Genomic DNA, 11753 nt, shown 5'->3' with positions numbered 1-11753 from the left:
ATTAAACGCATTGTAAGCATCCTCGATGCCGGCCGCGACTATACACACCATTGTTTCATTGCCCAGGCTCTTGAGCGCATTGCGAAATTCTTGCTGCCGATTCAGGCTTCCGGCAATAAGGTGGTGGATTTCATCGACGATCAGCATGCGCACGTCCATCTGCCGAAACAGGCGCTTTATTTGAGAGTACTTCTCCTGAACCGATGAAGTAGGTTTGTACGGCGTCATCAGCGCGTCCAGTATGCGCGTGTAGAAATCAGAAATGTCCGGCTTCGGCGGCGACTCCACCATGATCACCGGGCATATTGTGACTTCGCCTGCCGGATCGAGATCGGGAAGATGCCCCCACACAAAGCGTCGCAGAATGGATGTCTTCCCGTTGAACGAGGGGGCAACCAGAAGCAGGTTCGGCATGCGCGTGATGCGTGGGTACGCTAAGAGCTCTTCCATGCGCCCGATGATGCGCTTGGCATCCTTGTAGCCCAGCCAGGCGCCCTCGCGAATAGCGTAGATCCTCGCATCGTCTGACTTGTCTGCCAGGGCGCGCGCACGCTCGTTGAGGTGCGTGTATGCATTTTCAGCTGGCAAAGATTGATTACTCATCGTCTAGCGGCTCAATGGCGTCCGGGTTATAGCCGCGCACAGCTGTGGGCATGGCCGATGGTACTGGAATGGATACTTGCGGCAGACTCTCGACTTTGTCCTTGCGGGCTCGGTCGTGTTCGACCCGCCGCTGTTGCGCTCGCCTTGCCGATTTTGTCTTCTCGGCGGCATCGGCTTCGAGCTCACGTTGTTCGTTGAGTAACGCGAAGACAGCCTTCTCGTTCTCGTGTGGAATGCCTTTTTGGTCGGCACGTCGGTGCGCCTCGCGCAGCTCCCATATGCTGACCGGCGGCAGGCTGACATCGCGATAGGGGATCGCGAAGTGGCGCTTGGCGATCTCGTCGAAGAAATACAGCTGACTAATATCGCGCGGATCCCGGTGGAACCGGAACTTGCGCCGGTGCCGCGAAAATTCCGGATGGGGCGTGTTGATCCAAGGGCGTAGAACGTCATGATAGTAGTGCACGTCATCAATCAGAACGCCGTAGTTCTGAATCGTGCGTTCGATGAACGGCATGAAATCGATGCGAAGTTTTTCTTCGTCAAGTCGCCGCGCCGGGAGTCCACGTCCAGGCTTGCCCTTGGTGCCAAGCAAACCCTCGCGCCATTTTGTCAGTGGCGTAGTACCGATCCCTGCGTGAACCTTGCGGTGGTAGCGGGCGAAAAAAAGAACCAACCATTTTTCCAGTTCGCCGAATGTCATGCACGCATTGCCCTCGGCATCGTAAGTGCCCTTCTCGTCCGGACCAGAGAATGTGGCGCCCTTGACGGCCTTCAGTCCCTCCGATACGGTGCCCATGAGCCGCTCGATGTGAGCGCCGTAACGCGGCTTCTTGACCGGGCGCAGATGAAGGTCGACGTCATATTCGTTACATGCCACCTGGAGCATGTCTCCTCGAAACTCACGGGCGTTATCCATATGCAGGATGCCCATGACGCCCCAGCATGGCCAGTCCGTCGAGGTGACACCTAGCCGCGCCATCCATTTTTCCTTCGGCATGATCGCGTGAGAGATGCACATGCCGGCCGACATGGCGGACGGCGCATCCAACGTGAGATACATTCCAAGGCAAACCCGACTGTTAACGTCAATCGCAAGGGTGATCCACGCCCGCCGAATCGACTTCCGGTGCACGTCATCGACGATGATCACCGGGAGCAAAGTGTGATCGATTTGCACGAGGGCGAGGGGCCAGTCGGCGTCGCCGATAACGCCGTTTATCGGATCGTGTTGATCATGCGCTGCGGCTTCGCCTTTTCTGCTGGCGGTTCGCTCGCGGCCCTTGGACTTATCGATGCGCGCCTTGATGGTGTTGTGCGCCGGTAGGCGCAGGTTCGCATTTGAGCACCGCCGTCTGATTTCTTCGACGGTGGCGGCGACTGACGTTTTCTGTTCGGTGTCGTGAAAATTTTCAAGGCAGTCTACAATGATGGCGTCGACTTCCGCCGACAGCCTGGTGTTTCCTGCGCCGCCCCTGGCCCGATAGTTCGGCAATAGGGAGGACAACAACTTGGCCTGCTTGAACGTTGCCACCCAGCGGTACAAGGTGGCGCGGCTGACGCCGGCTTCCACGGCGATCTTGTCGGCCAGCGCATTGGCCCACTGGCGGGCAGGCGTATTCAGAAGTGGTTCGATGTGGCGTCGCCGTTCTTCAGCAACCTTCCAATCGTCCTGTGAAATTTCCCACAGCTCCAATTTGGCCGTCGGCGTCGTGGTCGTCGTGCCGATGACCTTCGGCGGGCCAATATCGCCCATTTTCATCAGTACTTTTTGGCCGGAACCGACCTCTTTGGCAAGGACGATGTTGACATCCGGTATGGCCACAACGATGAACTCGCGACCGTCGTTGGTGATGGTAGCTCCCTCTGTTATCCATAGCTGGGTCCGCTCTTTCTCGATCATGACAAACCTTCCGGCAGATTGAGGATGATGCCGTCGCTAATCGCGCAGTCGAGATCGACGATTAGATTTTTCGTCAGTACCATATTCCAGACTACTGGCATCCAGTAAAGTTGGTCTTCGTCGGTGAGCGCTAGTTCCGCCAGCAGGTCCGGCAGCGATACGGTCCCATCGTTGGCGCGCGTCAATGCAATGATTCGGGCGCAATCATCATCTGCTGGACTGATGTTGCGGTATTCCCTCAAAAATTTGATGTTTGCCAGGCGGGGAGTCCGAATCTCCTTCTCGGTCGTGATGCCGAAGTGCCAACCGCGCTCTAGCACGTACAGCGTAGCCGCTGCAAATTTCGGGGCATATTTTTCAGCGTATTTCTTCAGATCATCCGAGTGCTTTACCTCGGTCAGGAGCGGGGGGCGGACGCAACCGGTGATGGGGTCGGGCCGAAAGCGCACCAAGAGGTCGGGCGTGTAGCCTTTCGCGACGCCCGAAAGGGGGATATTGACCGGCTGCTCCTCGAATCCTTCGACCATATCGTCGAAGTCCATAAGTAGCATGTATTCCTTTTCGAGGAGAGACTCGAAGCCGCCCATCTGTCCGTTTTTTCGGCTGGCGAACTTGCCGGTCACGCACAGGTGGTTTTTTGGTATTTTGCGCACTGGCATGGAAAGCGATTCCCAAAAATGAAGTCAATCGATCCGATTAGTTTGTCATTCCCAACAGTTCGGTTTGTCGGCCAACGGCAGGTTGAAATTGATTCGTTTCGACGCGATATCCCATCGCCCGATACCCGCGTTGCCGTTTTTCCCACATGCGCGAAAGCTGCGGGTTGTCCAGCTCGACATAGTCGTGAATGAGAATTTCGGTCTTGCTAGAATGCTCGCGATGCAGACGTCCCGCATATTGTTGCAATGTGCCTTCCCATGAAATCGGCAGCGTCAAAATCAAGGTGTCGAGTGGAGCATGATCGAAGCCCTCGCCGACCAGCTGCGCACTCGCCAGCAGGATGTGGGGTGCATCGTCCTGCAGATTGGCCAGGGCCTCGATGACCACTTGGCGCTCCTTCGTTTTCATCCGTCCATGCAGTAAGAAGCGTTGTTGGGGAATATCTTTCAAAAGCTCGTACAGGAGATCAAGATGCTCGGTGCGCTTGGTCAGCAACAGTACCTTGCGGCCGGCGTTCAGCGCCGTGATCGCATCTGCGACGATACGAGCGTTGCGACCGCTGTCTTCCGCCAGCAGCCGGATCACTTCTTGGATGCTCGCATGTGGCGGGATCGGCGGCGTCGGAAGGTGGCCAACGTGAACGACCAGCTCTTTTGGTACATGGGTCGGACGCTTGGCTACATGTCGTATCGGCCCGCACTGCATGAAAATTATTGGGTGGTGACCGTTGCTACGAACCGGCGTGGCGCTCAGCCCCAATACATAGCGCGAATTGGCTTCATTCAGGACCGCTTCAAATGACTGCGCCGATAGGTGGTGTGCCTCGTCAATGATGATCTGACCGTACTGGCTAAGCAGCTCTGGCAAATCGTCGCGTCGTGCCAGACTTTGGATCACAGCGATATCGAGCATGCCGGTCGGCTTCTTCTTGCCGGCACCGATCAAGCCGATCTTCTGTCCCTTCAATTCCAGAAGGCTTCCTAGTCGTTCCTGCCATTGACGCATCAATTCGGCTCGGTGAACCAGCACGAGGGTGCTGACCTTTCTGTGAGCGATAGCGGCCGCAGCCGTTACGGTCTTGCCGAACGCCGTCGGGGCAACCAACATACCGAAGTCATGCTTCATCATCGCGGCCAGCGCTTCCTGTTGATCCGGTCGTAGCTTGCCAGAAAACGGCGCATGCAAAGGTTGGCCCATCGAGCGGACGTCATCCAGCCTCAACTCGATTTTGTTAACGGCAAGAAGTGATCTGACATCGCCCAGGCAACCTCGTGGCAAAGCCAAGTGCTTCTGGCGGTCTTCAGCTCGTCCAATGATCCTGGCGATATTCCAGGTTGACATGCGCATCGCCTGCGCTTTGTAGAATTCCGGATTTTGGAATGCGGCCAACCTGATAAGACGGTTCATCAGCGATTGTGGCAGCCCTGCTTTTTCAATAAACAGCTGATTGCCGATCGTCGCGCATACTGCTTTTGGCATCGTGTCCGAGAGCTTGACATCCGGCTTGGCGGCGCGCACCCACGGCGTATCCGCGTTTTCGTCCGGCACGTCTGCATAGGCGATGTCGAGAGGATGTCGGTCGCCTACAAGCTTGGTCAGTGCCGCCTCGATACGCGCTTGTGGAAGCGGCACGATGCTTTCCAGGAATACCCATTGGTCGGGTACGGGTTGCAGGTTCGAGTCGACGAAAACGCTGCGCCCAAGTTCACGAGGGTGTTTTTGTAGTGGCAACGCGATCAAATTGCCGAACCCGCCTTTTGGCATCGTGTCCTGGTTCGGGAATAGGCGATCGTAAGACGACAGCTTCAATTGCCTGGTTCGCGCACAAGTTGCACTAATCAAGGCGGTGCCGAGCCGGCGAGCGTCACGCGCCGGGGTCGGGTTCGAAAAGAACAGCCACAAGTGGGCGCCGTTACCAGACCGCGAGATTTCTAGCGCAGCAGGCAGGTCGTTGAGGATGCATGTCTGCAAAACGGCACGCGCGTCTTCGCGCCAATCGTCGTCGTCAAAATCGATGGCGAGAAAATGGCAGCGATCATCCACAAGTAGCGGATAGACGCCGGCAGTGATGTTACCCCTCAGGTGGCTCTCGATAACATGGTCTGTTACGGGCACGTAAAGGCTATGGCTGCAATCGCTGCACTTGATTCTCGGCTTTTCGCAAACGCCTCTACGCCATTCGTTGGCGCAAACTGGGGAATATCCGGCTTTGCCGCTTTGCTGCCCCTCCCAACGTATGGGATAGACGTCGTCCCTGCCGTGAAAGAGTTTTCGGAAGAGTTTGACCTTTGCGCCTGGAGGCAAGGCGCCAGCCTTCGGCCGTGGGACCGTGTATTGGGTTGCTTGCTCGGACGCCTGCTGTGGCAGAGCAATGCCATGCGTAGAGAGCAGTGCTTTCAGCACTAAATTCTCCGCACGTAATTGTAAAACTTCCGCTTCGATTTTTGACATACGGCAGATGGTATGCGACCATGAAACTGAAAGTCCTTCGCCTTCGATGATGACACGGAGGTGAATACTTCAGCGCGAAATTGCTTGACGAGAATTGTCTCAATAACTTCTGATTCTTGTCTCACTAACTTCTGGTCGAATATACGGCAAAACGTGCAAACTGTCTCGTTATCTTCTAACTGTTCACAGTGGCGATCAGCGCGTAAGTTCGGCCAGTGGTGACGGGTGTTGCTGCTTCCGTTCGTTGCTGGAAGCGGCGACCTGTTCGGCGGCTTCGGTGCCGCGCTCTGGCAAGCTTGCGGCCATCGTTGTCTCGTATCCGCGCGCAGGTGCTTGAGTACCTGGACTAGCCGACCATGCTCGCACGCATTCCTGTCGCCCGTTAGTGCTGGTCGCAGCTCTTCCTGGCGCCATCTTTCATTGAACTGGCTTGCGCTTCCCCGCCGCGATCTGGCTTGTCCCGCGCTGCGTCCTGGAGCGCATTGCGCGACCGTTGCTGAGCACCGGCTTGCCTGACCAGTGTTTCTTGCTGCGCCACATTCCCTTTTGGATTGTGCGATCACTAGTTGAGCAGGGAGCCCGGAAGTGATTGTCCTGGCATCGCATTTTTCCCTGACGAGGTTCATTACAACTTTTTGTTGAAGTTGAAGCCTATAATTGAATTAATATGTTGTAATTGAGGCTGGGAGAGCGATCATGACTGTGCTGAAGAGTCGATTTAAAGGCGTGACGGTGCTGAGCGGCAAAACGCCAGTATTGGGCGCGACTGCCGAGGAATGGGACCAGGCCCTCACTGGTAATATGCGTGAGAGTTTGGTAGAAGTTAAACGCAGAGCGAACAGCGGCGTCAAGCGCGACGTTTCCCAAGCTACCTCCTTCGATCTTGCCAGTTTTGTAGCAAAACAAATCCGCCCTTTGTAAGCCAAAAACGTTCGCTACCGACGCGGCGTTGCCGTGTTTTTCTTCCATGGACGACGACAGCATTCAATTGCTTCAACAGGATGGCCGGCACGTCATCGTGTTCGGTGGGCCCAACGGATCCGGCAAGACCTCCCTCATCGATCAGGTGAAACAGACCGGTTTGCGCACGGTGAGCCGTGTGTACCCGGTGCCGGAGCGATTCATTAATCCTGATCAGGTCGCCAAAGATTTGCAGGGCGATTTTGCAGATCAGCACGCGCGTGATGTCGCTGCTGCAAGGGCTGCCGTCGTTCTGCGCCGACAAGCCATCGAAAGCCGAAAACCGTTCGCATTCGAAACGGTGATGTCCCACACCGCGCGTATCAGCGAGCTCTTGACCCTCAAAGAGCAGGGATACCATGTTGTATTGACCTTCATCACGACAGACGATCCGGAAAAAAATGTCTCCAGGGTGAGATTGCGCTATGAAACTTGCACGACAACCGGGCACTACGTCCCGCCCGGAAAGGTGAGGGACCGCTATAAAAGGACCCTGGATCTGCTGCCAAAGGCTGCGGAAATCGCCGATGCCATCTTCGTATATGACAACTCTGTCGACTATGAGCAAGCAACGCTTCAGGCGCTCATCGATGGCGATGCCGGTTTGTCTGTGATTGACAGTGCCAGAGACTGGGTGCACGAGCGTCTTGTCAAGCCGCTGCAGGAGAGAGAGCAAGAGGTGCAGGAACTTGTGCGCGAGGCCGAGCGTCGCAAGCTGCCCCTGGTTGAAACGGATGAACTGCGGGGCCGATATTGGGGATAATCATTGCAATAAGCCGCTACTTCGTAGCGCAATTTGACCTGCAGCGCCAGTCTGCTGTCATACATGATCGCTTGATGCTCGACACCTCGCGCGAAGGTGAGCCACTCGATTATGCGGTGGACGTGATCCTTGACGTAAGCTATTTCGAAGCAGCGGCACCGCGCGCGCAACTGTTGCCAAAGGAAGATATTGACCTGAAGAGCGATGTCTGAGTATCAGCGTCCGCATGCAGTCATGGTGACGTTGGTCCTGCTTCCGGGAATGGACGGAAGCGGCGACCTGTTCGCCGGCTTCATTGCCGCGCTCGGGGACCGGCAAGAAACCATGGTCGTATCGTATCCGCCCGCGCTGGCGCTCGGTTATGCCGGCCTGACCGAGCATGCGCGTGCGCAATTGCCGCTCGACCGTCCTTTCGTGCTGGTCGGTGAATCCTTCTCCGGCCCGGTCGCCATCGCGCTGGCGGCGTCGCGCCCGCCCGGATTGATCGGGCTGGTGCTGTGCTGCACATTTGCGCGCACTCCGCGCCCGCTCCTGGCACCGTTGAGACCCCTGGTCAGCGTGCTGCCCATGCCGTCTTCGCTGACTCCCCTGATCGCTCCCTTCCTGCTTGGCTTCGATGCGCCCCTGGCGTTGCGCCGGGCCCTGCGCGCGGCGCTCGACCAGGTGCCGCCAGCGCGCCTGCGCGGGCGTTTGCGGGAAGTGATGGCGGTCGACTACACGGCGCGCGCGCGGAACATCGCGGTTCCCGTGCTGTATCTGCAAGCAACGCGTGACTGGATCGTTCCTGCCTCGGCTGCACGCCTGCTGGCGTCGCTGTGCCCGGACTGGCGTCTGGTAGCGCTGGAAGGGCCGCATTTGCTGCTGCAAAGCGTACCCGAGCAAGCGGCAACCACGATCAAGCACTTTGTGGCCGCGCTGGTCACGGAAAGCACACAATGAAAGACCGGCATGGCAACGAGGTTGAGATCGGCGATATCGTACGCGTCCTTGAAATCGACCAAGGGCTTCTCGATTGGCTTCCCGCCGATGAGTTGCCGCATACGCTGGCGATGTTAAACAGCGAGTACCCCATCGAGGAATTCCCGGAGGAAGACAAAATCAGCGTCACCCACTGGTGGGAAGAGGGGCCGGAGCAATGGGCGTGCAGTGGACTGTACTTGCTTGCGCATGAATTTGAACTCGTGAAAAAAGCCGGCAGTGCCGGCTGATTTTCCAGAAGCGCTTCGTATTTTTGCAAACGCGGGCCCAGTGCGGCCCGCCCGCGCCTACCCTGTTCTCAGCGCACCTGCGTGTAATTGACCGGCACCCACTGATACGATTTCCCCGCGCTGCGCAGATGGCCGATGCCCGGGAATTGCAGGTGCGACGCGCCCACCCAGGTGCCATCCTTGGCAGCCGCGCTGAAGGTTTTCAGGCGCTGCGCCAGCGCGGCTTTCTGGTCCGAATCGAAGGCAATCGTGACCGTCGGCTCGTCGAGCTGCACCGCGCCCACGTGGATCAGGTCGCCCACCAGGACCAGCTTCTGGCTGCCGCTCTCGACCACATAGCTGGTGTGGCCGGCCGTGTGGCCGTAGGTGGAGGTCGATTTCACGCCCGCCACCAGTTGCGTATCGCCCTCGAACGGCTGGAAGCGCTTGGCGTCGATGTAGGGCTTGAGCGAGGCGACCGCACCCTGGAAGAAACCCTTGGCATCGGCCGGCGCCTTGTCCATATTGGCCTGGCTCAGCCAGAAATCGGCATCACGCTTGTCGGCCCGCACCACGGCGTTGGCAAACGCCGCCGCACCCTCTTTCGCGATCCCGCCCACATGGTCCGGATGCAGGTGGGTGATGTAGATTTCATCGACCTGCTCAGGCTGGTAGCCCGAGGCTTTCAGGTTGGCCACCAGCTTGCCCAGGTTCGGACCGAACAGGCCGCCCGCGCCGCTGTCGATCAGCACCAGCTTGCCGCCGGTATTGATCAGGTACGCGTTGAACGAGGTTTCGACCGGGCTGGCCAGGAAGGATTTGGCCAGCGCCTTGTCGATCTTGGCCGGGGCGGTCTTGAGCAGTTTGTTGACCGGCAGCTCGGTGGTGCCGTCGGACAGCGCGGTCACTTCGAACTCGCCCAGCATCATGCGGAAATAGCCCGGCGCCGATACCTTGGCCATCGGCGCGGCGGCGTGGACAGGGCTGGCGGCGAAGGCGGCAACGCCAAGGGCGGCCGCCAGGATCAGGGTACGCGGGGTGCGGAGAAATTGGGTCATGGCGTCTTTCGGAACAGGGTGATGGGAAAATGCTAAGCAGCAGTATGCAGCGTTGCGCAACGCGGAACAATATGGCAATGTGCAAACTATCTTTGCGTTGTACGCAATCCCAATGGAGCTCTTCCCATGTTCGACGCCCTGCACTGTTTCCTGACCGTGGTCGACACCGGCAATCTGTCGCGTGCCGCCAAGATCTTGCAGGTAGCGGTCTCGTCGGTATCGCGCCGGATCGATTGGCTTGAAGCGGAAGTCGGCGCCAGGCTGTTCGTGCGCAGTTCGCGCCTGGTGCTGCTGACCGATGCCGGCGAGCGCTTCCTGCCGCGCGCGCGCCACCTGGTGGCCGAGCTGGCCGAAGCCAAGGCGGCCGTCACCGCAGTCGATCCCGAGCCGCGCGGGGTGCTCACCGTCACCGCCCCGCGCGCCTTCGGACGGCGCCATATCGCCCCGGCCCTGGGCGAGTTCCTGCACCGTTATCCGCTGATGGAACTGGAACTGCAACTGAACGACGACGTGATCGACCTGTCGGCCCAGCGCGTCGATGTGGCGATCCGGCTCGGGCCCCTGCCCGACAGCGACCTGCTGGCGACATATCTGGCGCCGCGCCGGCGCATCGCCTGCGCCAGCCCCGCCTACCTGGCGCGGCACGGCACGCCGGCCACCCCGCTGGACTTGCTCGATCACAATTGCATGAACTACGTCAGCCGCAGCGCGCTGGCTTGCTGGTGGTGCTTCGATGGCGTCAACCGCGACAAACCCTTGCCGGTCAGCGGTTCCTTGCGCAGCGACGATGTCGACTTCATGCTGGACGCGGCCGTCGGCGGCGCCGGCGTCGCCCATCTGCCGAGCTGGCTGGCCAGCGAGGCGCTGGTCGCCGGGCAGCTGGTGCCGCTGTTCGGCCCGGCGAGCCAGGGCGAGGAAAGGGTCAGCGACGGTATCCACGCGGTGCGCTTGCCGGGGCGCTCGCACCCGGTCAAGGCGCAACTGTTCATCGCTTACCTGCGCGACCATGTGGGCACGCCACCGTACTGGGAACGGGCGCTGGCTGCGCACGAAAGTAGCGCCGCCTGAATGCGCAAACGCCTGCGAACGCAGGCGTTTTGACTACTTCTTACGGCGCTGCGACACGCTTACCTGGAGATGGCTGCGCGGAATTTCTCGTCATCGAGCAGCTCGCCGATCAGGCCGCTGTACAGCAGTTCATACTCGCGCTTGGCCTGCGGAACTATGGACTCAGCCTCGATCGATGAATTCCAGTTCGACTCGACCTTGAGTTCCTGGTCGTAACGCAGCGCGCCGGCCCGGGTGACGACGAAGCGCGCGGCCAGCACGCTCTTGCCGGCACCGACCGCGGTATTCAGCCGGTTCAGCGTCATGGCGCCGGTGATGACCGTCGGGGCGTTGGCGTCGAACAGGCTGGCCGCCAGCAGGTCGGCTTTGAGCGTATTGCCCAGGTGTTGCGCGAACGAGCCCCCTGGCGCGTACAGCATACCGGCGGCGCGGATGGTGTGGCGCTGGTCGAGGGCGGGGTTCTTGCTGGCGTCGAAGGTGAAGCTGCCGACGGCGACCTTGTCAAAATTGGCGTTGTACAGTTTGACGGTATTGCCCTTCGTCGCCGCCGGCACGGCCATGGTGGACTGCGTGCAGCCAGCCAGTTGCACGGCCAGGGCGCAGGCGGCGACGAGGGAGGTGAGGCGACAAATCGCGGTCATGAAACTTCCTTGGTGATGGGGTGGGCGCGGCGACGAGGGTGATCGTCGTCCGAGGTCCGCATGTCATATTATTTCGGAACAGAAACGATGACGCGAGGGCCATCGAGGCTTGTTAAAGGTGCAATTCGTTGGTTTCCTTGCGTTAGTATGTTGATCGATAGCTCATCGGCATGTCCGCATCGGCCGGTTTAACCCCTTTTTCCGCCCCCGACCGTTTCACTACCAAGCGCTCTTCCTTATTCCTGTTTGAAAGGCACACCATGCGTTATCCCGTCCTCGCCGCCCTCGCCTTGCTCAGCCCGGGCATGGCCCTTGCCAATGCGCCGGTCACGGCCGTCACCCTGTATCCCGGCGGCGCCACCGTGGTGCGCACCGCCCAGGTCGCCGCCGGCGCCACCGAGGTCGTCATCGACGGCCTGCCCGCCAACTTCAACCTGGAAACCGTGCGCGTGCAGGCAG

Annotated in this window: 13 protein-coding genes; 7 read left to right on the top strand and 6 right to left on the bottom strand. The window is 59.2% G+C overall.

Annotated features, from left to right (window positions below):
* From PO883_RS32870 to PO883_RS32855, 4 genes are all read right to left on the bottom strand, one after another.
* Positions 1–603 (bottom strand): TniB family NTP-binding protein (locus tag PO883_RS32870; RefSeq protein ID WP_289313529.1); only part of this gene is annotated, 603 nt, incomplete at its 3' end.
* A complete protein-coding gene (locus PO883_RS32865; RefSeq protein WP_289313528.1) occupies positions 596–2506 on the bottom strand; it encodes a Mu transposase C-terminal domain-containing protein in 1911 nt (636 codons plus the stop codon). The genes PO883_RS32870 and PO883_RS32865, both read right to left, overlap by 8 nt.
* Positions 2503–3165, bottom strand: a complete 663-nt coding sequence (locus tag PO883_RS32860; RefSeq protein WP_289313527.1) for a TnsA endonuclease N-terminal domain-containing protein — start codon at positions 3163–3165, stop codon at positions 2503–2505. The genes PO883_RS32865 and PO883_RS32860 overlap by 4 nt, the downstream gene beginning before the upstream one ends.
* Before the next feature lie 37 nt (positions 3166–3202).
* Entirely contained in the window at positions 3203–5617 is a 2415-nt protein-coding gene (locus PO883_RS32855) for a DEAD/DEAH box helicase family protein (protein WP_289313526.1), read from the bottom strand.
* 696 nt (positions 5618–6313) lie between these two features.
* On the opposite strand from PO883_RS32855, the gene PO883_RS32850 reads away from it, so the two are divergent.
* The 5 genes from PO883_RS32850 to PO883_RS32830 all read left to right on the top strand — a co-directional run bounded on the left by PO883_RS32850 (position 6314) and on the right by PO883_RS32830 (position 8548).
* A complete protein-coding gene (locus PO883_RS32850) occupies positions 6314–6538 on the top strand; it encodes a hypothetical protein (RefSeq protein ID WP_289313525.1) in 225 nt (74 codons plus the stop codon).
* Between the two features lie 46 nt (positions 6539–6584).
* Positions 6585–7340: a zeta toxin family protein gene (locus PO883_RS32845; protein WP_289313524.1), complete on the top strand. Its 756-nt coding sequence runs from the start codon at positions 6585–6587 to the stop codon at positions 7338–7340.
* A gap of 74 nt (positions 7341–7414) precedes the next feature.
* Positions 7415–7552 (top strand): hypothetical protein, encoded by a 138-nt coding sequence (locus tag PO883_RS32840; RefSeq protein WP_289313523.1) that lies wholly within the window; start codon positions 7415–7417, stop codon positions 7550–7552.
* Positions 7553–7574: 22 nt separating this feature from the next.
* Entirely contained in the window at positions 7575–8279 is a 705-nt protein-coding gene (locus PO883_RS32835) for an alpha/beta fold hydrolase (RefSeq protein WP_289313522.1), read from the top strand.
* A complete protein-coding gene (locus PO883_RS32830) occupies positions 8276–8548 on the top strand; it encodes a hypothetical protein (protein ID WP_289313521.1) in 273 nt (90 codons plus the stop codon). Before PO883_RS32835 ends, PO883_RS32830 begins: the two co-directional genes overlap by 4 nt.
* A 68-nt stretch (positions 8549–8616) precedes the next feature.
* Here the strand turns inward: PO883_RS32830 and PO883_RS32825 are convergent, their stop codons facing one another.
* Entirely contained in the window at positions 8617–9585 is a 969-nt protein-coding gene (locus tag PO883_RS32825; RefSeq protein WP_289313520.1) for an MBL fold metallo-hydrolase, read from the bottom strand.
* A 126-nt stretch (positions 9586–9711) separates the two neighbouring features.
* Here PO883_RS32825 and PO883_RS32820 point away from each other — a divergent pair, with 126 nt between their 5' ends.
* A complete protein-coding gene (locus PO883_RS32820) occupies positions 9712–10653 on the top strand; it encodes a LysR family transcriptional regulator (RefSeq protein WP_289313519.1) in 942 nt (313 codons plus the stop codon).
* A gap of 59 nt (positions 10654–10712) precedes the next feature.
* On the opposite strand, the gene PO883_RS32815 is transcribed toward PO883_RS32820, so the two are convergent.
* A complete protein-coding gene (locus PO883_RS32815; protein WP_289313518.1) occupies positions 10713–11294 on the bottom strand; it encodes a hypothetical protein in 582 nt (193 codons plus the stop codon).
* A gap of 260 nt (positions 11295–11554) precedes the next feature.
* Here PO883_RS32815 and PO883_RS32810 point away from each other — a divergent pair.
* Positions 11555–11753 (top strand): DUF4140 domain-containing protein (locus PO883_RS32810; RefSeq protein WP_289313517.1); only part of this gene is annotated, 199 nt, incomplete at its 3' end.

The sequence above is a fragment of the Massilia sp. DJPM01 genome (assembly GCF_030348125.1).
GTDB lineage: Bacteria > Pseudomonadota > Gammaproteobacteria > Burkholderiales > Burkholderiaceae_D > Telluria_A > Telluria_A frigida.
Note: the sequence above shows the minus strand (reverse complement) of the source record. Positions and strands in the feature narration are given on the sequence as shown.